17 protein-coding genes and 3 tRNA genes are annotated in these 24,156 nt (G+C 55.2%); 10 read left to right on the top strand and 10 right to left on the bottom strand.

Going from position 1 to position 24,156, the window contains the following annotated elements; genetic code table 11:
• Window positions 1-69: 69 nt before the first annotated feature.
• Genes ptrA through recD form a run of 3 tightly spaced genes read left to right on the top strand, consistent with a single transcriptional unit; the run spans window position 70 to window position 8,308 of the window.
• Window positions 70-2,952, top strand: coding sequence for a pitrilysin (gene ptrA / locus BJ887_RS09345; RefSeq protein WP_121339786.1), 2,883 nt, complete (start codon window positions 70-72; stop codon window positions 2,950-2,952).
• Complete coding sequence (gene recB / locus BJ887_RS09340) at window positions 2,949-6,491, top strand: exodeoxyribonuclease V subunit beta (RefSeq protein ID WP_106503457.1); 3,543 nt, start codon at window positions 2,949-2,951, stop codon at window positions 6,489-6,491. The genes ptrA and recB overlap by 4 nt, the downstream gene beginning before the upstream one ends.
• On the top strand, window positions 6,488-8,308 hold the full coding sequence (recD, locus tag BJ887_RS09335) for an exodeoxyribonuclease V subunit alpha (RefSeq protein WP_020883785.1): 1,821 nt from the start codon (window positions 6,488-6,490) through the stop codon (window positions 8,306-8,308). Before recB ends, recD begins: the two co-directional genes overlap by 4 nt.
• A gap of 34 nt (window positions 8,309-8,342) precedes the next feature.
• Here recD and argA read toward each other — a convergent pair whose 3' ends face one another.
• Window positions 8,343-9,674 (bottom strand): amino-acid N-acetyltransferase, encoded by a 1,332-nt coding sequence (gene argA / locus BJ887_RS09330; protein ID WP_020883786.1) that lies wholly within the window; start codon window positions 9,672-9,674, stop codon window positions 8,343-8,345.
• 227 nt (window positions 9,675-9,901) lie between these two features.
• On the opposite strand from argA, the gene amiC reads away from it, so the two are divergent.
• Complete coding sequence (gene amiC / locus BJ887_RS09325) at window positions 9,902-11,155, top strand: N-acetylmuramoyl-L-alanine amidase AmiC (RefSeq protein WP_113656444.1); 1,254 nt, start codon at window positions 9,902-9,904, stop codon at window positions 11,153-11,155.
• A gap of 88 nt (window positions 11,156-11,243) precedes the next feature.
• On the opposite strand, the gene BJ887_RS09320 is transcribed toward amiC, so the two are convergent.
• The 3 genes from BJ887_RS09320 to BJ887_RS09310 all read right to left on the bottom strand — a co-directional run bounded on the left by BJ887_RS09320 (window position 11,244) and on the right by BJ887_RS09310 (window position 11,562).
• Window positions 11,244-11,320 (bottom strand) — tRNA-Met (locus tag BJ887_RS09320).
• Between the two features lie 44 nt (window positions 11,321-11,364).
• Window positions 11,365-11,441: transfer RNA gene (locus BJ887_RS09315), tRNA-Met, on the bottom strand.
• A gap of 44 nt (window positions 11,442-11,485) precedes the next feature.
• Window positions 11,486-11,562, bottom strand: a tRNA-Met gene (locus tag BJ887_RS09310).
• A 209-nt stretch (window positions 11,563-11,771) separates the two neighbouring features.
• Between BJ887_RS09310 and mltA the strand changes: the two genes are divergently transcribed.
• Window positions 11,772-12,869, top strand: a complete 1,098-nt coding sequence (mltA, locus tag BJ887_RS09305) for a murein transglycosylase A (protein ID WP_025203349.1) — start codon at window positions 11,772-11,774, stop codon at window positions 12,867-12,869.
• 76 nt (window positions 12,870-12,945) lie between these two features.
• Complete coding sequence (tcdA, locus tag BJ887_RS09300; RefSeq protein WP_063934233.1) at window positions 12,946-13,752, top strand: tRNA cyclic N6-threonylcarbamoyladenosine(37) synthase TcdA; 807 nt, start codon at window positions 12,946-12,948, stop codon at window positions 13,750-13,752.
• On the opposite strand, the gene csdE is transcribed toward tcdA, so the two are convergent.
• Together csdE and csdA are read right to left on the bottom strand one after the other, a co-directional pair.
• Window positions 13,743-14,189, bottom strand: coding sequence for a cysteine desulfurase sulfur acceptor subunit CsdE (gene csdE, locus BJ887_RS09295; protein WP_047956042.1), 447 nt, complete (start codon window positions 14,187-14,189; stop codon window positions 13,743-13,745). The genes tcdA and csdE overlap by 10 nt on opposite strands.
• Entirely contained in the window at window positions 14,189-15,394 is a 1,206-nt protein-coding gene (gene csdA, locus BJ887_RS09290; RefSeq protein WP_113657004.1) for a cysteine desulfurase CsdA, read from the bottom strand. The genes csdE and csdA overlap by 1 nt, the downstream gene beginning before the upstream one ends.
• 202 nt (window positions 15,395-15,596) lie before the next feature.
• On the opposite strand from csdA, the gene BJ887_RS09285 reads away from it, so the two are divergent.
• The 4 genes from BJ887_RS09285 (at window position 15,597) to rlmM (ending at window position 18,619) form a co-directional block, all read left to right on the top strand.
• A complete protein-coding gene (locus tag BJ887_RS09285; RefSeq protein ID WP_003862759.1) occupies window positions 15,597-15,824 on the top strand; it encodes a YgdI/YgdR family lipoprotein in 228 nt (75 codons plus the stop codon).
• A 349-nt stretch (window positions 15,825-16,173) separates the two neighbouring features.
• The gene (gene gcvA / locus BJ887_RS09280; RefSeq protein WP_014171433.1) at window positions 16,174-17,091 is read left to right on the top strand and encodes a glycine cleavage system transcriptional regulator GcvA; all 918 of its coding nucleotides are present in this window, start codon (window positions 16,174-16,176) and stop codon (window positions 17,089-17,091) included.
• Window positions 17,092-17,130: 39 nt separating this feature from the next.
• Window positions 17,131-17,526, top strand: coding sequence for a DUF423 domain-containing protein (locus tag BJ887_RS09275; RefSeq protein WP_008499646.1), 396 nt, complete (start codon window positions 17,131-17,133; stop codon window positions 17,524-17,526).
• Window positions 17,519-18,619: a 23S rRNA (cytidine(2498)-2'-O)-methyltransferase RlmM gene (rlmM, locus tag BJ887_RS09270; RefSeq protein WP_113657005.1), complete on the top strand. Its 1,101-nt coding sequence runs from the start codon at window positions 17,519-17,521 to the stop codon at window positions 18,617-18,619. The genes BJ887_RS09275 and rlmM overlap by 8 nt, the downstream gene beginning before the upstream one ends.
• A gap of 57 nt (window positions 18,620-18,676) precedes the next feature.
• Here rlmM and xni read toward each other — a convergent pair whose 3' ends face one another.
• From xni to ppnN, 4 genes are all read right to left on the bottom strand, one after another.
• Complete coding sequence (gene xni, locus BJ887_RS09265; protein WP_113657006.1) at window positions 18,677-19,432, bottom strand: flap endonuclease Xni; 756 nt, start codon at window positions 19,430-19,432, stop codon at window positions 18,677-18,679.
• Between the two features lie 112 nt (window positions 19,433-19,544).
• A complete protein-coding gene (locus tag BJ887_RS09260; protein WP_020883793.1) occupies window positions 19,545-20,912 on the bottom strand; it encodes an L-serine ammonia-lyase in 1,368 nt (455 codons plus the stop codon).
• A gap of 65 nt (window positions 20,913-20,977) precedes the next feature.
• Window positions 20,978-22,273, bottom strand: a complete 1,296-nt coding sequence (locus BJ887_RS09255; RefSeq protein ID WP_020883794.1) for an HAAAP family serine/threonine permease — start codon at window positions 22,271-22,273, stop codon at window positions 20,978-20,980.
• A 514-nt stretch (window positions 22,274-22,787) separates the two neighbouring features.
• Window positions 22,788-24,152: a nucleotide 5'-monophosphate nucleosidase PpnN gene (gene ppnN / locus BJ887_RS09250; protein ID WP_014171428.1), complete on the bottom strand. Its 1,365-nt coding sequence runs from the start codon at window positions 24,150-24,152 to the stop codon at window positions 22,788-22,790.
• Between the last annotated feature and the right edge of the window lie 4 nt (window positions 24,153-24,156).

Below are 24,156 nucleotides of genomic sequence, written 5' to 3'. Positions count from 1 at the left end.
CAAAGAAAGAGATGTTGGTGAGTCCAGCACGCAGTTTGTTAATGATGTAGCCGTGATAAAGAGGTCGTAATGCCAGGCAGCACCTTGTTCAAAGCGTTTGTTTTGTTTGTCGCCCTTTGGGCACCTTTCACTCAGGCAGGCTCCGGTTGGCAACCCATTCAGGAAACTATCCGTAAGAGCGAAAAAGATACCCGTCAGTACCAGGCTATTCGCCTTGATAACGGGATGACTGTGCTGCTGGTTTCCGATCCGCAGGCGGTAAAATCCCTGTCGGCACTGGTGGTGCCGGTTGGGTCGCTGGAAGATCCGGAAGCCCACCCTGGGCTTGCACACTATCTGGAACATATGACGCTTATGGGTTCCAAAAAATACCCACAGCCAGATAGCCTGTCCGAATTTCTCAAAATGCATGGCGGCAGCCACAACGCCAGCACGGCGCCGTACCGTACAGCCTTCTATCTCGAAGTTGAGAATGATGCGCTGGAAGGTGCAGTGGATCGTCTGGCGGATTCTATCGCGGCTCCCCTGCTGGATAAAAAATACGCTGACCGCGAACGCAATGCCGTTAATGCTGAACTGACCCTTGCCCGTACGCGAGACGGGATGCGCATGGCGCAGGTGAGTGCAGAAACCATTAACCCGGCGCACCCGGGATCGCGTTTTTCCGGCGGTAACCTGGAGACGCTGAGCGATAAACCGAACAGCCCGGTGCTGGATGCCCTGCATGCCTTTCGCGATAAATACTACTCCGCCAATCTGATGAAAGCGGTCATCTACAGCAACAAACCGTTGCCTGAGCTGGCAAGCATGGCGGCACAGACGTTTGGCCGGGTACCGAATAAAAATATCGACCTGCCGCAGATAAACGTTCCTGTGGTCACGGACGCGCAAAAAGGGATCGTTATCCACTACGTTCCTGCACTGCCGCGTAAAGTGTTACGCGTTGAGTTCCGCATTGATAACAATACGGCGCAGTTTCGCAGCAAAACCGATGAACTGGTCACCTACCTGATTGGCAATCGTAGCCCGGGAACACTTTCTGACTGGCTGCAAAAACAAGGGCTGGTGGAAGGTATCCGTGCCGACTCCGATCCGGTTGTGAACGGCAACAGCGGCGTGCTGGCGATCTCCGCCACCCTGACTGACAAAGGTCTGGCTCACCGTGATGACGTCGTGGCGGCTATCTTCAGCTATCTCTCTTTGCTGCGCGATAAAGGCGTCGATAAACGCTACTTTGATGAACTGGCGCACGTGCTGGATCTCGATTTCCGTTATCCGTCCATTACCCGCGACATGGATTACGTTGAATGGCTGGCGGATACCATGATCCGTGTGCCGGTGGAACATACCCTCGACGCGGTCAATATTGCCGACCAGTATGACGCCGACGCGGTAAAAGCCCGCCTGGCGATGATGACGCCGCAGAATGCCCGCGTCTGGTATATCAGCCCGAACGAACCGCATAACAAAATGGCCTATTTTGTCGATGCCCCTTACCAGGTGGATAAAATCAGTGACCAGACCTTCGCCAACTGGCAGAAAAAGGCCGGTGAGATCGCGCTTAAATTGCCGGAGCTGAACCCCTACATTCCGGATGATTTCTCGCTGATTAAAACCACGAAAGCCTATCCGCACCCGGAACTTATCGTTGATGAGCCGACGCTGCGCGTGGTGTATACGCCAAGCCGCTATTTCGCGAGTGAACCGAAAGCCGATGTGAGCGTGGTTCTGCGTAACCCAAAAGCAATGAACAGCGCTAAAAATCAGGTGATGTTTGCGCTCAATGACTACCTTGCCGGTATCGCACTCGATCAGCTTAGCAATCAGGCGGCCGTCGGCGGGATAAGCTTCTCGACCAACGCCAATAACGGTCTGATGGTCAATGCCAACGGCTACACCCAGCGTCTGCCGCAGCTGTTCCAGGCGTTACTGGAAGGTTATTTCAGCTATACCCCGACGGAAGAGCAACTTGAGCAGGCCAAATCCTGGTATGCGCAGATGATGGATTCTGCCGAGAAGGGTAAAGCGTATGACCTGGCGCTCATGCCGACGCAAATGCTTTCGCAAATTCCCTATTTCCAGCGCGAAGATCGCCGGGCGCTACTGCCCTCTATCACCTTAAAAGATGTGCTGGCGTATCGTGATGCGCTGAAAACGAACACGCGTCCGGAGTTCCTTATCGTCGGAAACATGAGTGACGTACAGGCTAAAACACTGGCAGAAAATGTCCGTACGCAGCTTGGTTCGAAAGGCGACGAGTGGTGCCGCAACCAGGACGTACTGGTTGAGAAAAAACAGAATGTGATTTTTGAAAAGGCGGGTAACAGCACGGATTCTGCCCTGGCCGCTGTGTTTGTACCCACGGGTTATGATGAATTCACCAGTACCGCGCAGAGTGCGGTGCTGGGGCAGATTATTCAGCCGTGGTTCTACAACCAGCTGCGTACAGAAGAGCAGCTTGGTTACGCGGTCTTTGCCTTCTCCATGAACGTGGGTCGCCAGTGGGGGCTGGGCTTCCTGCTGCAAAGCAGTGATAAACAGCCTGCTTATCTCTGGCAGCGTTATCAGGCATTCTTCCCACAGGCGGAGGCGAAGCTGCGGGCGATGAAGCCGGAGGAGTTTGCTCAGATTCAGCAGGCCGTCATCGCGCAGGTGATGCAGCCGCCGCAGACGCTGGGTGAAGAAGCATCACAACTGAGCAAAGATTTTGATCGCGGTAATCTGAAATTTGATTCGCGTGATAAAGTAGTGGCCGAGATAAAACAGCTGACGCCGCAGAAGGTTGCTGATTTCTTCCACCAGGCGGTGGTTAAACCGCAGGGAATGGCGATTCTGTCGCAGGTTTCCGGTAGTCAGAACGGGAAAACGGACTACGTTAACCCGAAAGGCTGGACGATCTGGAAGAGCGTCAGCGCGCTGCAGCAATCTATGCCCTGGAGTAAGAAAGAATGACCGATACCGCTGAGCCCCTTAATCCCTTACGTTTACCTCTACAGGGTGAACGATTGATTGAAGCCTCAGCGGGAACGGGAAAAACCTTCACCATCGCCGCGCTCTATCTGCGTCTTCTGTTAGGGCTTGGTGGTAACGCCGCTTTTCCACGTCCGTTAAGCGTGGAAGAGCTGCTGGTGGTCACCTTCACCGAGGCCGCTACCGCTGAGCTGCGCGGTCGTATTCGTGCCAATATTCATGAGCTGCGCATCGCCTGCCTGCGCCAGACCACGGATAACCCTCTCTACGCCAGCCTTCTTGAAGAGATTGCAGATAAGCAACAGGCCGCCCAGTGGCTGCTGTTGGCGGAACGGCAGATGGACGAAGCGTCCGTTTTCACCATTCATGGTTTTTGTCAGCGCATGCTGAGCCTGAATGCGTTTGAATCCGGAATGCTGTTTGAACAGCAGCTCATTGAAGATGAATCTGTGCTTCGCTATCAGGCCTGTGCGGATTTCTGGCGTCGCCACTGTTACCCTTTATCGCGCGATATCGCTGAAGCGGTCCATGCGTTGTGGAAAGGTCCCGAAGAGCTTCTTCGCGCTATCGACCGTTATCTTCAGGGCGAAGCGCCGGTTATCAAATCTCCGCCACCTGCTGACGAAACGCTGGCTTCACGGCATGAAAAGATTGTCGGAAAAATTGCTGCGCTCAAGCAAAAATGGAATGAGTCTGTCGGTGAGATTGAGGCGATCATCGAAAACTCCGGGATCGACAGGCGTAAATTTAACCGCGGCAACCAGGGTAAATGGATCGAGAAGATCAGCGCCTGGGCGCAGGAAGAGACGCGCGGTTATCAGCTTCCGGACGCACTGGAGAAATTCTCGCAGCGTTTTTTAATTGAGCGGACTAAAGCCGACGGCATTGTGCCTGAGCATCCTCTGTTTGTTGCGATTGAATCGCTGCTCGCTGAGCCACTTACGCTCAATGACCTGATGATCACCCGCGCCATGACGGAAATTCGCGAAGCCGTATCACGTGAGAAACGTCGCCGTGGCGAACTGGGTTTTGACGATATGTTGAGCCGCCTTGATGCGGCGCTGTGCAGTGAAAACGGCGAAGCCCTTGCCTGCGCGATCCGTACCCGCTTCCCGGTAGCGATGATTGACGAATTTCAGGATACGGACCCTCAGCAGTACCGTATTTTCCGCCGCATCTGGCGACAACAGCCCGACACCGCGCTGTTGTTAATCGGCGATCCGAAACAGGCCATTTACGCCTTCCGCGGTGCGGATATTTTCACCTACATGAAGGCCCGCAGTGAGGTAGAGGCGCACTATACGCTGGATACCAACTGGCGCTCTTCCCCGGGCATGGTGCAAAGCGTCAATGCGCTGTTTAGCCGCATGGATACGGCGTTTATGTTCCGTGAGATCCCCTTTCAGCCGGTAAAGTTTGCCGCAAAAAACCGTTCGCTGCGTTTTGAATTCAACGGGGTGACGCAGCCCGCCATGAACTTCTGGCTGCTGGACGGTGAAGGCTGTGGCGTCGCGGACTATCAAAATGCCATGGCCCAGCATTGTGCCGCGCAGATCCGTGACTGGCTCAGCGCTGGTGCGCGTGGCGAGGCGCTGTTGTGGAAGGAAAATGAGTCAGCCCCCGTGAAGGCGTCTGATATCACGGTGCTGGTGCGCAGTCGTCAGGAGGCGTCGCTGATCCGCGATGCGCTTACCCTGCTGAACATCCCGTCCGTGTACCTCTCAAACCGTGATAGCGTTTTTGAAACCCTGGAAGCACAGGAGATGCTGTGGCTGCTTCAGGCCGTGCTGTCCCCGGAGCGCGAAAGTACGCTTCGCAGCGCACTAGCCAGCGCAATGCTCGGTCTGAACGCCCGTGACATTGATGCACTCAATAATGACGAAGCCGCATGGGATGCGGTCGTCGAAGAGTTCGTTCACTACCGTGAGCGATGGCAGAAGCGCGGTGTGATGGCGATGGTGCGCGAGCTCATGGCGAAGCGACACCTTGCGGAGAATATGCTCGCGACAGCAGGCGGTGAACGCCGTCTGACCGACATTTTACATATCAGTGAGCTGTTGCAGGAGGCGGGCACGCAGCTTGAAAGCGAACATGCTCTGGTGCGCTGGCTGGCGCAACAGATTGCCGACCCAAACAGCAACGCCTCCAGCCAGCAGATGCGTCTTGAGAGTGATAAACATCTGGTACAGATCGTCACGATTCACAAGTCGAAAGGCCTGGAGTATCCGCTGGTCTGGCTGCCGTTTATCGCCAATTACCGTGTGCAGGATCAGGCCTTTTACCACGATCGCGAGTCGTTCGACGCGGTGCTCGATCTCAGTAAAGCGGAGTCCAGCGTTGAGCTGGCCGAGGCCGAACGTCTGGCGGAAGATTTACGCCTGCTCTACGTGGCATTGACCCGTTCGGTCTGGCACTGCAGCCTGGGCGTGGCGCCGCTGTTCCGCCGTCGTGGCGACAAGTCGGGGGAGAGCGATTTCCACCTGAGCGCGCTGGGGCGACTCATTCAGCTCGGCGAGCCCAAAGATGCTGCCGGATTGCGCCAGTGCATCGAGTCGCTGTGCGGCGAGCATGTTGCCCTGCACATTCCGTCGCCACCCGATAACAGCCGCTGGCAGATGCCGGACTGGCGGGAATCTGAACTGGAAGCCCGGCAGATTCTGCGCACCATTGCCGACGACTGGCGCGTTACCAGCTACTCCGGGTTACAGCAGCACGGGCAGAGCATTGCGCAGGACCTGATGCCAAAGCTGGATATTGATGCCGCCGGAGCCGGTAGCGTACCGGTTGAGCCTGCGCTTACACCGCATCAATTTCCACGCGGCGCGTCACCGGGAACCTTTTTGCATAGCCTGTTTGAAGAGCTGGATTTTACCCAGCCTGTCTCTGACGAATGGGTCCTGAAGATGTTACAGAGTGGGGGCTATGATGCACAATGGCAGCCGGTCCTCACCGAGTGGATCCGCGCTATTCTGCACGCCCCGCTCACGGCAGAGGGCCTCTCTCTCAGCCAGTTGACCGCCAAAGATAAACAGGTGGAGATGGAGTTTTACCTTCCCATCGCCAGCCCGCTGCGGGCTGACGCGCTTGATGCGGTGATCCGCGAGTATGACCCGTTGTCCGCCGGTTGCCCGCCGCTGAACTTCCGCCAGGTGCAGGGGATGTTAAAAGGCTTTATCGACCTGGTTTTCCGTCACGAAGGGCGCTACTACCTGCTGGATTACAAATCAAACTGGCTGGGTGAGAACAGCGAAGCCTACACCCAGCAGGCGATGGCATCCGCCATGCAAATGCATCGCTACGATCTGCAGTACCAGCTCTATACTCTGGCGCTGCATCGTTATCTGCGCCATCGCATTGCTGACTACCGTTACGAAGAGCACTTTGGTGGGGTGATTTACCTTTTCCTGCGCGGTGTGGATGCGGCTGACCCGCGTTCAGGCATCTTTAGCACACGCCCGCATGCGGCACTGATTGAGAAAATGGATAACTTATTTGCAGCAAACACGGAGGAAGTGGCATGACGATGCAGGAATTGTTGCTGGAAGCGGTAGAACAGCGACTACTGCGCCACCTGGACGTACAGTTCGCCATGATGGTGTCCGGTGATGAGCCTGCCGTGATGCTCGCCGCTGCCATCCTGAGTAAAGACGCAGGGGAAGGGCACGTTTGCCTGCCGCTTTCGCGTCTGGTGATGGATGAGAAAATGCCCGCGGCCCTGCAGTCCTGTTTTGCACTGCTGGGAGAATCCGTGGACTGGCCGACGGTGTTGCACCGTTCGCCTGCCGTCAGCGCAGCCGATAGCCAGACACCCATGATCCTGACGGGCGATCGTTTGTATCTCAACCGACTGTGGCGTAATGAACTGGCGGTCGCGCGTTTTTTCAGCGAGACCAATGCGCCTCTTCCCTGCGATGAAGCCCAACTGCGGCAAACGCTGGATACCTTGTTTACCTCTGTTGAGGCGACAGACTGGCAGAAAGTGGCGGCAGCCGTGGCCTTAACACGGCGGATCTCCGTCATCTCTGGCGGCCCGGGAACCGGTAAAACCACCACCGTGGCCAAACTGCTTGCCGCCCTGATTCAGTTATCAGGTGAGCAAAAGTGCCGTATTCGTCTGGCGGCCCCTACCGGCAAAGCGGCGGCGCGCCTGACCGAGTCGTTAGGTGGTGCGCTGCAGAAGTTGCCACTCACCGGGGAGCAGCTTGCCCTTTTCCCAAACGAAGCCAGCACGCTGCACCGGCTGCTGGGCGCTCAGCCGGGAAGTCAGCGTCTGCGCTATCACGCCGGTAACCCGTTGCATCTGGATGTGCTGGTGGTGGATGAGGCGTCAATGATCGACCTGACGATGATGGCGCGGTTGATTGATGCTCTGCCAGCGCACGCCCGCGTCATTTTCCTGGGCGATCGCGACCAGCTTGCCTCGGTGGAAGCCGGGGCGGTGCTGGGAGATATCTGCACTTATGCAAGCCTGGGATATACCGCTGAACGCGCTGAGGAGCTGTCCCGTCTGACCGGCTGTTCGCTCGCCAGTGAAAACCATTCCCTGGCGGGGGCGCTGCGCGACAGCCTGTGCCTGCTGCAAAAAAGCTACCGTTTCGGCAGCGACTCGGGCATCGGTCAGCTGGCTTCGGCTGTGAACAGAGGCGACCGGCAGACGACCTGTGCGGTATTTGACGGTCAATTCACCGATATCGAGAAAAAATCGCTGCAAACCGGGGAAGAGTATCAGGCGATGCTTGATGACGCCCTGCAGGGGTATCAGCATTTTCTGACGGGTGTACAACAGCAATGCACGCCGGCACAGGCGCTCGCCGCCTTTGGCGAGTATCAGCTACTGTGCGCACTGAGGGAAGGGCCATTTGGCGTAAGCGGTCTGAACGACAGGTTCGAACAGTTGCTGGGCCAGAAACGCAAAATCCACCGCACCCCGCACTCGCGCTGGTATGAGGGACGCCCGGTGATGATCGCCCGCAACGATAGCGCGCTGGGGTTGTTTAACGGGGATATCGGGATTGCCCTCGATCGTGGACTGGGGCTGCGCGTCTGGTTCCAGATGCCGGATGGAAGCGTGAAGTCCGTTCAGCCCAGCCGCCTGCCTGAACATGAAACGGCCTGGGCAATGACGGTGCATAAGTCTCAGGGCTCCGAGTTCAACCATGCGGCGCTGATCCTGCCGACACAGCTTTCGCCCGTCATTACCCGCGAACTGATTTATACCGCCATTACGCGCGCGCGTCAGCGCCTGTCGCTGTATGCCGATGAGCGCGTGCTGCTACAGGCGATTGCCACCCGCACGGAACGTCGAAGCGGCCTGAGCGCGATATTTGAATCCCTTTAAGCGATAGCCCCCACCGGGTGGTGAGGGCTTCGTATTATCCCAGATCGGCCATCAGCACTTTTGATCGGCGCTGATAGTTGTACATCTCTTTCTTACTCTCCGGCAGTGATTCAATGTCCACCGGTGTAAATCCGCGCTCCTGGAACCAGTGAATGCTGCGCGTAGTCAGCACGAACAGCTTGTTCAGCCCCATCTGACGCGCCTGAGCCGCCACGCGCTCAAGCAGCATTTCACCCCGTGAAGAGCTCCGGTAGTCAGGATGCACCGCCACGCAGGCCATTTCTCCGATCTGCTCTTCCGGGAACGGGTAGAGAGCGGCGCAGGCAATGGTCAGGTTATCGCGCTGAATAATGGTGAATTTGTCGATCTCCATCTCCAGCTGTTCGCGGGAGCGCCGAACCAGAATGCCCTGTTGTTCCAGTGGGCGAATCAGCTCCAGAATTCCGCCGATATCATTGATGGTGGCGCGACGGATTTGCTCCGCGCTCTCCATCACTATCTGGGTGCCGATACCATCGCGGGAGAACAGTTCCTGCAGCAGGGCACCGTCTTCCTGATAGCTGATCAGGTGGCTACGGCGTACGCCGCTGCGGCAGGCCTTCACAGCACCGCGCAAAAAACGCACGGTACCCGAGTGGTAATCCCCTTCGGCTTCCAGCGCTTCCACGCGAGCCTGGGCCTCATTCGGGAAGAGCTCTGGCACAATCACCCCTTCATCATTCACGACGCCCTGGGAAGAGCAAAACCCAATCATTTTCTCCGCCTTCAGCTTGATGGCCAACTGAGTGGCAATCTCTTCTGAGGTGAGGTTAAAGCTTTCACCGGTCACGGACACTGCCACAGGCCCCATCAGCACGATGGCACCACTGTCCAGCTGGCGGTGAATGGCCTCTTCATCGATTCGACGAATACGTCCGCTATGGCAATAGTCCACGCCATCGTCCACGCCGAGAGGCTGAGCGATGATAAAATTGCCGCTCACAACGTTGATATGCGCGCCCTGCAGCGGTGTGTTGTTAAGGCTCATCGACAGGCGAGCGGTGATATCCAGCTGCAGCAGACCCGCCGCCTGTTTCACCAGCTCAAGGGTTTTCGCGTCCGTGACGCGGGTATGTTTATGGTAAATCGGCTCGTGGTGATGCGCGGCCAGGTTGGCATCAATCTGCGGGCGCGCGCCATACACCACAACCAGGCGGATCCCGAGGCTGTGCAGCAGGCCAATGTCATTGACGATGCTGGAAAAGTTTTCATGCTCAATGGCTTCGCCGCCGAGCATGATGACAAACGTTTTTCCCCGATGGGCGTTGATATAGGGAACAGAATGGCGGAATCCCTGGACCAGTTCGGTTCTACGTTCCTTCACCATGACACAACCCTTAATGAATGTTTATTCGTAATTTCTGTATTTTTATTCGATTGTGGCCGTGTGTGCAAGCCTAAATTTTCTGCGACCCACAGAAATTGATAAGTAATCCGTGCGTTAGCGTATGAATGTTTACCCTTTTATAGATGACAGTTTATGCGTCATTCGTTAAAGTTTTCGGTCAATTTAGCGATTTTGTAAATCAATCACTTTTCTTGCTCGGGAGAAGCATGTCGGGATCCAATTCAGCAATAAGCCGCCGCCGGTTGTTAAAAGGGGCAGGGGCGATGTGGTTGCTTAGCGTCAGCCAGGTGGGTCTTGCCGCCACCAGTCAGGTGGTGGCGGTGCGCGTCTGGCCGTCGTCGACCTATACACGCGTTACGGTAGAATCCAATCGGGTGCTGAAATATAAGCAATTTGCTCTCAGCAATCCTGAACGTGTGGTGGTGGATCTCGAAGGTGTTAACCTCAACTCTGTGCTTAAGGGAATAGCGGCGCAGATCCGCGGCGACGATCCGTTTATCAAATCGGCGCGCGTGGGTCAGTTTGATCCGCAAACCGTGCGCATGGTGTTCGAGCTCAAGCAAAACGTTAAACCGCAGCTGTTTGCCCTGGCACCTGTTGCGACGTTCAAAGAGCGTCTGGTCATGGATCTCTATCCGGCGAATGCGACGGATATTCAGGATCCGCTGCTGGCATTACTGGAAGACTACAACCAGGGCAACCTGGAGAAGCAGGTGCCACCGGCCCAGAGCGGTCCGCAGCCCGGAAAAGCAGGGCGCGATCGCCCGATTGTGATCATGCTTGATCCTGGCCATGGCGGCGAAGACTCGGGCGCAGTGGGGAAATATCGTACCCGGGAAAAAGATGTGGTGCTGCAAATCGCCCGCCGGCTGAAGGCGCTGATCGATAAAGAAGGCAATATGCGCGCCTATATGACGCGAAACGAAGATGTCTTTATTCCACTGAAAGTCCGCGTGGCGAAAGCCCAGAAGCAGCGTGCAGACTTGTTCGTCTCGATTCATGCCGATGCGTTTACCAGCCGCCAGCCGAGCGGTTCGTCGGTGTTTGCGCTCTCGACTAAAGGGGCAACCAGCACCGCCGCAAGATTCCTGGCTGACTCTCAGAACGCCTCGGACCTGATTGGCGGCGTGAGCAAAAGTGGCGACCGCTATGTCGACCACACCATGTTTGATATGGTGCAGTCGCTGACCATCACCGACAGCCTGAAATTTGGTAAAGCGGTGCTGGGCAAGCTAGGCAATGTTAATAAGCTGCACAAAAACAGCGTTGAACAGGCCGGGTTCGCGGTGCTGAAGGCCCCGGATATTCCGTCGATTCTGGTCGAGACCGCGTTTATCAGTAACGTGGAAGAAGAGCGTAAGCTCAGGACGGCAAAATTCCAGCAGGAAGTGGCAGAGTCGATTCTGGCAGGGATCCGGGCGTATTTCTCAGATGGGGCGACGCTGGCAAGGCTTGGGTAGTTGAGTGCGCCGGGTAACCGCCCGGCAGTTTCACACACCGCAGATACAAAAAAACACCCTGAAGGGTGTTTATTGTTTTAAGAAGTGTTGGTTGCGGGGGCCGGATTTGAACCGACGACCTTCGGGTTATGAGCCCGACGAGCTACCAGGCTGCTCCACCCCGCGTCCGTCTTTCTACTCTTGTAGAAACTTACTTCTTCAAATTTGATTGGTTGCGGGGGCCGGATTTGAACCGACGACCTTCGGGTTATGAGCCCGACGAGCTACCAGGCTGCTCCACCCCGCGTCCGTCTTCCTACTGTCGTAGAAGATACTTCATCAAATTTTAATTGGTTGCGGGGGCCGGATTTGAACCGACGACCTTCGGGTTATGAGCCCGACGAGCTACCAGGCTGCTCCACCCCGCGTCCGTGGAAGCGCACTATACTCGGTTAGGTTTGTGATGCAACCCCTTTTTCACATAAATCATTAACTTTGTATGTAAATTGAACGGCGTTGCGATATTTGGACTATTTTTTGCTCAGAATTTGCCAAAGGGCATGTGATTCCGTTTCTTTAGAACAGTGGGTTTGTTATCTTCATCACGCGGTAATGGGCAACTTTAAGACGAGATATAATGAAAGGACGTTGGGCGAAGTATCTAATGACAGGGGCAATGGTAGCCATTCTTGCGGCCTGCTCTTCTAAACCGACCGATCGCGGTCAACAGTATAAAGACGGGAAGCTATCCCAGCCTTTCTCTTTAGTTAATCAACCTGATGCCGTTGGCGCACCGATCAACGCCGGAGACTTTTCCGAGCAGGTTTACCAGATCCGCAACGCGTCGCCACGTCTGTATGGCTCACAGAGCAGCGTTTATAACGCGGTACAGGACTGGCTGCGCGCGGGCGGTGATACGCGCAATATGCGCCAGTTTGGTATCGACGCCTGGCAGATGGAAGGGGCGGATAACTATGGCAACGTCCAGTTTACCGGTTACTACACCCCGGTTATCCAGGCGCGACACACGCGTCAGGGCGAGTTCCAGTATCCCATTTACCGAATGCCGCCTAAACGCGGTCGTCTGCCGTCCCGCGCTGAGATCTACTCCGGTGCGCTGAGCGAAAACTACGTTCTGGCCTACAGCAACTCGCTGATGGACAACTTCATCATGGATGTTCAGGGCAGCGGCTATATCGACTTTGGCGATGGCTCCCCCCTGAACTTCTTTAGTTATTCCGGTAAAAACGGTCATGCCTATCGCAGCATTGGTAAAGTGCTGATCGACAGAGGCGAAGTGAAAAAAGAAGACATGTCGATGCAGGCGATCCGCGAGTGGGGTGAAAAACACAGCGAAGCCGAAGTGCGTGAGCTGCTGGAACAGAACCCGTCGTTTGTCTTCTTTAAACCGCAAAACTTTGCGCCAGTGAAAGGGGCGAGTGCCGTTCCACTGATTGGCCGCGCCTCGGTAGCTTCGGATCGTTCTATTATTCCTGCGGGCACCACGCTGCTGGCGGAAGTGCCTCTGCTGGATAACAACGGCAAATTTAACGGTCAGTACGAGCTACGTCTGATGGTCGCGCTGGATGTCGGCGGTGCGATTAAAGGTCAGCACTTCGATATTTATCAGGGCATTGGCCCGGATGCGGGGCACCGTGCAGGCTGGTATAACCACTATGGGCGCGTATGGGTGCTCAAGGCAGCCCCTGGCAGCGGTAACGTATTCAGCGGCTGATTGTGGTATTCTGAGTCGTACTGAATTAACAGAGAAGGGTGAGGAATAACCTCACCCTTTTGACATCTGAGGTTTTATGTCTGTAGTAATCAGCGATGTCTGGCGTCAGCGTTTTGGCGGCACGGCACGTCTATATGGTGAAAAAGCCCTGCAGCTGTTTGCGGATGCGCATGTCTGCGTCGTGGGAATTGGCGGTGTTGGCTCCTGGGCGGCGGAAGCGCTGGCGAGAACCGGCATTGGCGCGATCACGCTGATTGATATGGATGACGTTTGCGTCACCAACACCAACCGTCAAATCCATGCCTTGCGCGATAACGTCGGGCTGGCGAAATCTGAGGTGATGGCGGAGCGTATTCGCCTGATTAACCCGGAATGCCGCGTGACGGTGATCGATGACTTTGTGACGGCAGATAACGTCGCCGAATACATGAGTAAAGGCTACAGCTATGTCATCGACGCTATCGACAGCGTGCGTCCAAAAGCGGCGTTGATTGCCTACTGTCGGCGTTACAAGGTTCCTCTGGTTACCACCGGGGGGGCGGGCGGGCAAATCGATCCCACGCAGATTCAGGTGGCCGATTTGGCAAAGACGATTCAGGACCCGCTGGCGGCCAAGCTGCGCGAGCGCTTAAAAAGCGATTTTAACGTCGTGAAAAACAGCAAAGGCAAGCTGGGCGTTGACTGTGTCTTTTCCACTGAAGCCCTGGTCTACCCGCAGGCTGACGGTTCGGTGTGTGCGATGAAAAGCACGGCGGAAGGGCCAAAAAGGATGGATTGTGCCTCAGGCTTTGGCGCGGCCACCATGGTGACCGCCTCTTTCGGCTTTGTAGCCGTCTCTCACGCCCTGAAGAAAATGATGGCGAAGGCGGAACGTCAGGCCTGAGCCTGACGCGCGGCATCCTGTACCGCCTCACTGAGTGCGACCAGGCCCTGACCGCGCGAGGCGCTGAGCTGCGCCCGTAGCCCCAGCTCATCGAACAATGCCAGCGGCGAGTGCGTCAGCAGCTCCGCCGCGCTTTTCCCTTCCACGGCGGTTAACAGTACCGCCAGCAGCCCGCGAACGATACGCCCTTCGCTGTCGCCAAAGAAATGCAGTTTTTCATCGGATACCGTGCATCCCAGCCAGACGCGGTTCTCGCAGCCGGAAATCTCTTTCGCCTGCGCTTTGCGTTCGTCTGACAGCGCCGGCAACTGCTTGCCGAGCAGGATCAGCTGGCGATATTTATCTTCCCATTGCAACAGCGGGGCGAAAGTCTGTTTTAAGGTCTCTTCTGTGATGACCGTGCCAAACGGATGCTCGGCTAACGCTGAACTCGTCATTAATCCACCAGTATTTCAAGGGCGCGGTCAACGGCATCAACCAGCGCATCCACATCGCTTTGCGTATTATACGGCGCAAACGACGCACGCAGCGTACCGCTAACACCCAGCGCGGCCAGTAATGGCTGAGCGCAGTGCTGGCCGGCACGCAGGGCAATGCCATACCCGGCAAGCAGCGTAACCATATCGCTATGATGAACGCCGGCAAAATCAAAGGCCAGCAGGCTTGAGTCCTGCACGCGGAACGATCGAAAACCCGGACGTTTCTGCAGCGCTTCTTCTGCAAGCGTCGCCAGACCCCGGCTCCAGTGTTCTGCCTGAGCGATATCCGTTTCAGCCAGCCATTCAAGCGCGGCGCTGAGGCCGATGACGCCTGCGACGTTCGGCGTTCCGGCTTCCAGACGGTAAGGGACATCCTGAGTTTTAAAGCCCTCAAAGGTCACCTCGGTGATCATTTTGCCTCCCCCAAGCCACGGCGTCATTTGCGCCAGCAGGGCCGGTTTTCCGTACAGCACCCCGATCCCGGTTGGGCCGTACAGCTTATGTCCTGAGAAGGCATAGAAATCAATATCCAGCTTTTGTACATCAGCGGGGAAATGCACCACCCCCTGGGCACCGTCGACCATCACCACCATGTCGTTAGCGTGGGCCACGTCGATGGCCAGAGCCAGATCCGGGCAACCCCCTGTGACGTTCGACATTTGTCCGAGAGCCAGAATGCGGCTGCGGGGGGTAATGAGCTCAGATAAGCGCGCTACGTCTGGCAGAAGATCTGCACCCAGCGGCAGTTTCACAATGCGCGCGCCCGTTTGCTCAGCCACCATTAGCCACGGAACCAGGTTGGCGTGGTGTTCTGCCTCGCTGACAATAATTTCATCGCCGGGCTTTAGCCGCGGGCGCGCATAGCACTGGGCCACCATGTTAATGGCTTCAGTTGTGCCTCGCGTCCAGACGATGTTTTTCCCGCTTTCGGCGTTGATCAGGCGTGCGACCTGATCGCGCGCGGCTTCATAGCGCGCGGTTAATCGCTGTGCTTCGGCAAACTGGCTACGGTGCACGTTCCCGGCGCTCAGGCTGTAGAACTGCTGCGTCGCCTCAATGACTGCCTGAGGCTTAAGGGCGGTGGCAGCGCTATCAAGGTAAATACCGGCATCGGCCAGCGCCGGGAACTGTGCGCGAAACTGCGCGGGACTGAAAGCGTTCATGGAATTCCTCATCTCAATAGTGAGATCGTCGCGCAATTTCATCGGCAGGGCAAGGAGGTTGATATCTATCAGATTTGTCTGCTAATCCTTACTTATCCTGGCGACTCTGAAAAAGCAGGTTATGCTAAATAAGGTTAGGTGAATGTTTAAGCCTGTTATAAATCGATGTTTGAATAGCATTAATTGCTAAAGGAGAATAAGCATGAAAAAGACAGCCGCCATTATCTCTGCCTGTGCGTTGACCTTTGCCCTGAGCGCCTGTTCCGGTAACAACTACGTAATGCATACTAACGATGGCCGTTCTATCGTCTCTGAAGGGAAACCGACAACCGATAACGACACCGGTATGATTTCGTATAAAGATGCGAACGGGAACAAGCAGCAGATTAATCGCACTGACGTGAAGGAAATGAAAGAAATCGAGCATTAATCGATCGCAGGCGAAAAAAAAGCACCGCAAATTGGCGGTGCTACATTAATCACTATGGACAGACAGGGTAAATGTACAGGAAGTGAAAAATTGGTAGCGTTGCTACCGTGGTCTGAATCGCAGACCAATTGCAAACACAACAACACAACATCACAACCGTAAGCCAAAAGCCCTTCAGAACACGCATTCCGAAAAAAGCTCTTCGTTCCGGCTCAGGAAGTGCCGCCACTATAGGTATTTGCTGGTAGTTCCTCAACGGACAAATTATAATGGCTCAGATAAAAAAAACTAATAGGTTAAACATTGTTTCCTGTTTGTTAAATCTCGTTAACATCTAAGCCAGATAACCATGTCGAAGCGATTGCCACCCCTAAATGCATTACGTGTTTTTGATGCAGCAGCACGTCACCTGAGTTTCACGCGCGCAGCCGATGAGCTTTTTGTGACACAAGCCGCAGTAAGTCACCAAATCAAGTCTCTGGAGGATTTCCTGGGCCTTAAGCTGTTCCGTCGGCGCAACCGTTCATTACTGTTGACCGAAGAGGGGCAGAGCTATTTTCAGGATATTAAAGAGATTTTTTCCCAGCTCACGGAAGCCACGCGCAAGCTGCAGGCCCGCAGTGCAAAAGGCGCGCTGACGGTAAGTTTATTACCCAGTTTTGCCATTCAGTGGCTGGTGCCAAGACTCACAAGCTTTAACTCAGCTTATCCGGGAATCGACGTTCGAATCCAGGCGGTGGACCGTCAGGAAGACAAGCTGGCCGATGATGTGGACGTCGCCATTTTCTATGGCCGCGGTAACTGGCCTGGCTTGCGTGTCGAAAAATTATACGCAGAATATCTGCTGCCGGTCTGTTCACCGCTGCTCTTAACGGGCGAAAAGGCGCTGAAGACCCCCGCTGACCTGGCGCGACATACGCTTTTACATGATGCTTCTCGCCGTGACTGGCAAACTTATACCCGTCAATTAGGTCTTAATCATATAAACGTGCAGCAGGGCCCCATTTTTAGCCACAGCGCAATGGTGTTACAGGCTGCCATTCACGGGCAAGGCGTGGCGTTGGCGAATAACGTCATGGCGCAGTCCGAAATTGAGGCAGGCCGTCTGGTTTGTCCATTTAATGATGTGCTGGTCAGCAAGAACGCGTTTTATCTGGTTTGTCATGACAGTCAGGCAGAACTGGGTAAAATAGCCGCTTTCCGACAGTGGATTCTGGCGAAAGCGGCGAGTGAGCAAGAAAAATTCCGCTTCAGGTATGAACAGTAACTTTTGTGTGCCGGGCACGCATCACTTTAGGATTTAAACATGACCAGCCGATTCATGCTGATTTTTGCCGCGGTGAGTGGCTTTATTTTTGTTGCACTGGGCGCCTTTGGCGCACATGTATTAAGCAAGTCGTTGGGGGCGGTAGAAATGGGCTGGATCCAGACCGGCCTTGAATACCAGGCATTCCACACGCTGGCGATTTTTGGGCTGGCGGTGGCAATGCAGCGCCGCATCAGCATCTGGTTTTACTGGAGCAGCGTATTCCTGGCGTTAGGCACCGTGTTGTTCAGCGGTAGTCTGTACTGCCTGGCGCTTTCGCATTTACGCCTGTGGGCGTTTGTTACACCTGTCGGCGGCGTCAGCTTCCTGGCAGGTTGGGTATTAATGTTTATCGGAGCCATCCGTCTGAAACGCAAGGGCGTTGTTCATGAATAAGGTTGTTTTATATTGTCGCCCGGGGTTTGAGAAAGAGTGCGCCGCGGAAATTACTGATAAAGCGGCGAAGCGCGAAGTCTTTGGCTTTGCACGCGTTAAAGATAATGCCGGCTACGTCGTATTCGAGTGCTATCAGCCTGAGGATGCGGATAAACTCGCGCGTGAGCTGCCGTTCAGCTCACTGATTTTCGCTCGCCAGATGTTTGTTGCCGGTGAACTGCTAAAAGATCTTCCGCCGGAAGACCGCATCACGCCGGTTGTGGGTATGCTGCAGGGGGTCGTGGAAAAGGGTGGCGAGCTGCGTGTTGAAGTCGCGGATACCAACGAAAGCAAAGAGCTGATGAAGTTCTGCCGTAAGTTCACCGTACCGCTGCGCGCTGCACTGCGTGACGCTGGCGTGCTGACAAACTACGAAACGCCAAAACGTCCGGTGGTGCATATATTCTTTATCGCCCCTGGCTGCTGTTACACGGGTTACTCCTACACCAATAACAACTCTCCCTTCTTCATGGGCATTCCGCGTCTGAAATTCCCTTCAGATGCGCCAAGCCGTTCGACCCTGAAGCTGGAAGAGGCGTTCCACGTGTTTATCCCGGCGGATGAGTGGGATGAGCGTCTGGCGAACGGCATGTACGCGGTCGATCTCGGCGCGTGTCCGGGCGGCTGGACCTATCAACTGGTGAAACGCAACATGTGGGTCTCTTCGGTTGATAACGGCCCGATGGCCCAAAGCCTGATGGATACCGGACAGGTCACCTGGCTACGTGAAGATGGTTTCCGCTATCGTCCCACCCGCAGCAACATCTCCTGGATGGTGTGCGATATGGTTGAGAAGCCGGCAAAAGTGGCCGCGCTGATGGCCTCCTGGCTGGTGAACGGCTGGTGCCGTGAGACTATCTTTAACCTCAAGCTGCCGATGAAAAAGCGCTATGAGGAAGTCTCGCAAAACCTGGCCTATATCCAGGCGCAAATGGATGAGCACGGCATTAACGTGGAGATTCAGGCGCGCCAGCTGTATCACGACCGCGAAGAAGTGACGGTGCACATTCGTCGCTGGTGGGCTGCTGTCGGTGGACGTCGCGACGAGCGATAATACGCGTTACATTGCCCGGTGGCGTTTTGCTTGCCGGGCGATTCATCTGAAAACGATTTAACGTTCTAAGCGCAACTGCTGCAAGTTCCCGTCCAGCTGTAAATCCGTCTGTAACGTCGCCACATCCCGGCAGATAAAGGCCATCTCTTTATGCGCCTCCAGCTTCTTACGCCATTTTTCCGGGACCTCGTCCAGCCTGGCGTAAATCCCTTCCAGACTCTGAAAATCCGTCAGCAGCTGGGCGGCACTCTTCGGCCCGATGCCTGCCACTCCCGGAACCTTCGAGCTGCTTATTCCGGCCAGCCCCCAGTAGTCAGGAAGTTGTTCCGGCGAGACGCCAAACTCACTGGCGATAAAGGGGGCATCAAGCCAGCGCTTCTGGAAGTAATCGCGGATGCGGACGGTGGGCGAAAGCAGCTGGCAGTAGCCTTTATCGGTTGAGACGATGGTGGCCTGATGTCCGGCGCTCGCGACCTTGACGGCTAACGTGGCGGCCAGATCATCGGCTTCATTGCCATAGGCTCCCCAGCAGGGAACGCCGCGCTGTTCAAAGGCGGCGCGAATGGCCGGCATTTCGGCATGCAAATCGTCAGGCATTGGTGCGCGCCCGGCCTTATAGTCGGGAAGGCGCTGGTGTCGCCAGCCGCTGTTACGCGCTTCGTCATCAAAAACGGCAACCACATGGGTCGGTTCGCTATGGCGGATAAGTTGCTCCAGCGCGTGCAGACACGTGTCCTTACAGGGCGTACCTTGCACCGCATGGATCCGGCGAATGAGGTTGAGCGCATCGACGATAAGCAAATGAACAGCCACAGATAATCTCCCTTCTGTTTAATGGGGGAAGGGTAACATTGTCAGCGGTGGGAAACTATGTGTGGTGGGGAAAACAGGAAGAAGCCTCGCAAAACGAGGCTTCCTGAAAGGCTTAATCGCAGGTCACGATCTTCATCGCCAGGCCGCCGCGAGATGTTTCGCGGTATTTGGCGTTCATATCTTTACCTGTTTCGTACATGGTTTCGATAACTTTATCGAGGCAAACGCGCGGTTCACTGGTACGACGCAGCGCCATACGTGCGGCGTTGACCGCCTTCACGGAGGCGATGGCGTTACGCTCGATGCAAGGCACCTGTACCTGTCCGGCAACCGGGTCGCAGGTCAAGCCCAGGTTATGTTCCATGCCGATTTCAGCCGCAATACAGACCTGTGTCGGGCTTGCGCCCAGCAGTTCTGCCAGACCCGCCGCAGCCATGGAGCAGGCGACGCCAACTTCACCCTGACAGCCTACTTCTGCACCGGAAATGGAGGCGTTCATCTTGTACAGTGAACCAATCGCACTGGCGACCAGCAGGTAGCGTGCCAGCGAGTTGGCGTTCACTTCGCGGATAAACTTGTCGTAGTACGCCAGTACCGCCGGAACGATACCGCAGGCGCCGTTAGTCGGTGCTGTCACCACGCGGCCACCCGCAGCGTTCTCTTCGTTTACCGCCAGCGCGAACATATTGATCCAGTCAACGACCGCCATAGGGTCCGTGGTCGTTTTGTCGGTGCTCACGAGCATCCGACGCAGCGCTGCCGCACGGCGTGGTACGCGAAGCTTACCGGGCAGAACGCCTTCGGTAGTGATCCCGCGTTCGATACCGCCGCGCATGACTTCCCAGACGCTGGTGAAGTGCTGCTCCAGTTCCGCTTTGCTGTGCAGGGCCAGCTCGTTTTTCATCATCAGGCCGGAAAGGGAGAGCCCCGTTTCCTGGCAGTGACGCTGAAGATCTGCCGCGGTTTTGTACGGATAAGGCACGTCAACGGAAGATGTGCTGGTTTCACCAAAGTGGTCTTCGTCGACGATAAACCCGCCGCCGATAGAGTAGTAAGTCTGGCTGTATACCGCTTTGTCGCCTGCCAGTGCGGTAATACGCATTCCGTTTTCGTGCAGTGACAGGTTGTCTGCATGGAAATTCATGCAATGATCAACCGGGAATTCCACTTCATGTTCGCCATTTGCCAGCAGCAGGCGACCGTGGGTATTGACGTCCTGGATGAAACCAGGGATCGCATCAATATCAACGGTATCCGGCAGGTTTCCTGCCAGGCCCATGATAATGGCGATATCGGTATGGTGGCCCTTACCTGTCAGGGAGAGAGAGCCGTACACATCGACAACCACACGGGTTACGTCGTGCAAAATGCCGCGCGCAATCAAGTCATCCGTGAACTGCTTACCGGCTTTCATTGGTCCGACGGTGTGAGAGCTGGAAGGACCAATACCGATTTTGAAAATATCGAATACGCTAATCATGATGCGTCCATTGCTTTCAGTCAGAGGGGGAGGAGTGCGCCGTCCTGAGACGGCGCGGGTGATAATCAGAACATGGTGTACAGGGAGTAGAAGATTGCGGAGATAGCGATAAGCCCCATGATAACCACGAAGATATTGCTAATCTGACCGCTGTACTTGCGCATGGCAGGTACTTTCTGAATCGCGTACATCGGCATCAGGAACAGAATCATCGCGATAACCGGGCCGCCCAGGGTTTCAATCATGCCCAGGATGCTTGGGTTCAGCGTGGCAACTGCCCAGGTGGTGACCAGCATGAACAGCGCGGTCATCTTGTTCAGTTTGTTGACTTCAATGCTCTTGCCTTTACCGCGCAGAGATTTAATCACCATACCGTTGAAGCCTTCACGTGCGCCCAGGTAGTGGCCGAGGAAGGATTTGGTAATGGCGATGATCGCGATGATAGGTGCCATCCACGCGATGACCGGTGCGTTAAAGTGGTTCGCCAGGTAAGACAGAATGGTGATGTTCTGCTCTTTCGCTGCCGCCAGATCCGCCGGGGAGAGGCTCAGTACACAGCTGAAGACGAAGAACATAACGGTCAGCACCATCATGATGTGTGCACGCGCCAGGATGCTAGAGCACTTCTTCTCTGCACCGTCGCCGTACTCTTCACGCTTCGCCACTGCGAAGGAGGAGATGATCGGTGAGTGGTTAAAGGAGAATACCATCACCGGGATCGCCAGCCACAGGGTCATCAGCAGGCCGTTACCGGTCGCAGATGCGCTGCTCAGGGAGAGCGTTTCCAGCGCGGCACCGTGCCACTGTGGAATCAGATACAGCGCCAGTACCATCAGTGCAGCCACAAACGGGAACACCAGGATGCTCATCGCTTTCACGATCATCTGCTCACCGAAACGGACAATGGTCATCATGCCCACAATCAGGATCAGAGACAGAATGGCACGCGGTGGTGGCGTCATGTGCAGCTGGTGCAGCATGAAGCTTTCAACGGTGTTAGTGATTGCAACGCTGTAAACCAGCAAAATAGGGTAAATCGCGAAGAAGTAGAGCAGGGTAATCAGTTTACCTGCGCCCACGCCGAAATGTTCTTCAACGACTTCAGTAATGTCTTCGCCAGGATTTTTACCGGACAGCACGAAGCGGGTCAGGCCGCGGTGCGCAAAGTAGGTCATCGGGAAGGCAATGATAGCCATGATGATCAGCGGAATCAGACCGCCGACGCCTGCGTTAATAGGAAGGAACAATACACCAGCGCCGATAGCTGTGCCGTAAAGGCCAAGCATCCACATGGTATCTGATTTGCGCCAACCACTTCGGGATTCAATCGAAGCAACGGTGCTGGTTTGAGTGGTTTCCATCTGTATCTCCTGGAGGAAGCAAATTGTCAGGTTTGTAGTCAAATCCGATGAAAAAGTGCCTGACGGTAATATGAAATTCGTTCAGTGACGGTTTTTTAATAATTTTCGCCCGTAACTATTGGCGGGCGGAAAGATACATTCTCGTTATGAATCTATCAGTGATCCCGATCCCAATTGCAATAATCCACTTTTGATGTGGGCATCTTTAGACCATTTATCTATTAAAAAAACATCGAATAGGATTTACGGGCGCGAAGGCTACCATCAACAACATGTGAGCTAAAAGAGCACCCGCTAAGATAGGTGTCTTACGCTGTAAAGAAATGGGTTTTTAGGATTTTCCGGCAGGTAATTTAGTTTAAGGCTGATAATTTACGGTTGTAAAAACGAGGTAATCGTTTGCGTGGCGTCAGAGTTTGTAAAAGGTATAAGCAATATCTATGAGTTGTTTTGGTAATAAAAAAGCCGGGCCCCACAGCATCGTGGCCCGGCTTTTATCAGGAGAGTGAAAATGTTACGTGCAGATTTCGTAGCAAGGAATGTACGCCGACCCGGGTAGCTTCATGCGGTGCTGGGCAACAAAGCCCTGCAGCATGTCATCCATGCGGCGCATCATTTCGCGATCGCCATGGATCTTATACGGACCATACTTCTCGATAGCACGGATGCCCATCTCTTTCACGTTACCCGCCACGATGCCGGAGAAGGCGCGTCGCAGGTCGGCAGCCAGGACTTCTACCGGCTGGTCCGGGTACAGTTTCAGGTTGGCCATGTTTTCGTGCGAGGGTTCGAACGGGATCTGCAGGTCCGGCGCGATGCGGATTGACCAGTTAAAGCTGTAGGCATCTCCGGTGTCGCGACGGTTCTCTTTAACCAGCGGCATCGCTTTTTTCATCTGACGCGCCACTTCTGCCGCATCGTCAATGATGATGCGATAGTGACGACGCGCGGTTTCCCCCAGCGTATGCACGATAAACTCGTCCAGTACGCGGAAGTAGTCAGCGCTCTCTTTCGGCCCGGTCAGGATCAACGGCAGAACCTGATCTTTGTTAGCCGGGTTCATCAGAATACCCAGCAGGTAGAGCAGCTCTTCTGCGGTTCCCACGCCACCCGGGAAGATGATTATCCCGTGGGCGATACGGACAAACGCCTCAAGGCGTTTCTCGATATCCGGCATAATAATCAGTTCGTTAACCAGCGGGTTAGGTGGCTCAGCGGCGATGATCGACGGCTCGGTCATGCCGATAAAGCGCCCTTCTTTGTAACGCTGCTGAGCGTGTCCCACTGCCGCGCCTTTCATTGGCGCTTCCATCGCCCCGGGACCACAGCCGGTACAGATATTCAGCTCACGCAGGCCGAGCTGGTTTCCTACCCGACGGGCATAGAGATATTCGGTTTCGTTAATCGAGTGACCACCCCAGCAGACGACCATATTAGGGGCTTCGCCCACGTGCAGGGCGCGGGCGTTACGTAAAATGGAGAACACCAGATTGGTGATATGTACCGAGCTTTCCAGGTCGAGATGCTGGAAGCGCCCTGCGTTGTGGATCTGCCCGTTAACAAACAGGATGTCACGCAGCACGGCAAACAGGTTGGCCTGAAGGGAGCGAATGATGCGCCCGTCCACAAAGGCCTCTTCCGGCGGGTTGATCACTTCAAGTTTCACGCCACGCTCGCGGCGCAGCACGTTGATATCAAAGCTTTCGAAGCGGGACAGCAGCTCTTTACTGTTGTCGGTCAGGCTTCCGGAGTTCAGTACGGCAAGTGAACAGTTACGAAACAATTGATAAAGATCGCTGCTGGCCGTGCGTTTAAGCATGTCCACTTCCAGCTGCGACAACATATCCATTGAGCCAAGAGGGCTAATATGTGTAATCAAGTGA

It is taken from the genome of Enterobacter sp. WPR_3_1 (assembly GCF_003635055.1).
Taxonomy (GTDB): Bacteria; Pseudomonadota; Gammaproteobacteria; order Enterobacterales; family Enterobacteriaceae; genus Enterobacter; species Enterobacter ludwigii.
Note: the sequence above shows the minus strand (reverse complement) of the source record. Positions and strands in the feature narration are given on the sequence as shown.

What these genes read in the sequence shown, in the direction of transcription:
- ptrA (WP_121339786.1), top strand. Translation starts at nt 70, where the DNA reads ATGCCAGGCAGCACCTTGTTCAAAGCGTTTGTTTTGTTTGTCGCCCTT.
- recB (WP_106503457.1), top strand. Translation starts at nt 2,949, where the DNA reads ATGACCGATACCGCTGAGCCCCTTAATCCCTTACGTTTACCTCTACAG.
- recD (WP_020883785.1), top strand. Translation starts at nt 6,488, where the DNA reads ATGACGATGCAGGAATTGTTGCTGGAAGCGGTAGAACAGCGACTACTG.
- argA (WP_020883786.1), bottom strand. Translation starts at nt 9,674, where the DNA reads ATGGTGAAGGAACGTAGAACCGAACTGGTCCAGGGATTCCGCCATTCT.
- amiC (WP_113656444.1), top strand. Translation starts at nt 9,902, where the DNA reads ATGTCGGGATCCAATTCAGCAATAAGCCGCCGCCGGTTGTTAAAAGGG.
- mltA (WP_025203349.1), top strand. Translation starts at nt 11,772, where the DNA reads ATGAAAGGACGTTGGGCGAAGTATCTAATGACAGGGGCAATGGTAGCC.
- tcdA (WP_063934233.1), top strand. Translation starts at nt 12,946, where the DNA reads ATGTCTGTAGTAATCAGCGATGTCTGGCGTCAGCGTTTTGGCGGCACG.
- csdE (WP_047956042.1), bottom strand. Translation starts at nt 14,189, where the DNA reads ATGACGAGTTCAGCGTTAGCCGAGCATCCGTTTGGCACGGTCATCACA.
- csdA (WP_113657004.1), bottom strand. Translation starts at nt 15,394, where the DNA reads ATGAACGCTTTCAGTCCCGCGCAGTTTCGCGCACAGTTCCCGGCGCTG.
- BJ887_RS09285 (WP_003862759.1), top strand. Translation starts at nt 15,597, where the DNA reads ATGAAAAAGACAGCCGCCATTATCTCTGCCTGTGCGTTGACCTTTGCC.
- gcvA (WP_014171433.1), top strand. Translation starts at nt 16,174, where the DNA reads ATGTCGAAGCGATTGCCACCCCTAAATGCATTACGTGTTTTTGATGCA.
- BJ887_RS09275 (WP_008499646.1), top strand. Translation starts at nt 17,131, where the DNA reads ATGACCAGCCGATTCATGCTGATTTTTGCCGCGGTGAGTGGCTTTATT.
- rlmM (WP_113657005.1), top strand. Translation starts at nt 17,519, where the DNA reads ATGAATAAGGTTGTTTTATATTGTCGCCCGGGGTTTGAGAAAGAGTGC.
- BJ887_RS09260 (WP_020883793.1), bottom strand. Translation starts at nt 20,912, where the DNA reads ATGATTAGCGTATTCGATATTTTCAAAATCGGTATTGGTCCTTCCAGC.
- BJ887_RS09255 (WP_020883794.1), bottom strand. Translation starts at nt 22,273, where the DNA reads ATGGAAACCACTCAAACCAGCACCGTTGCTTCGATTGAATCCCGAAGT.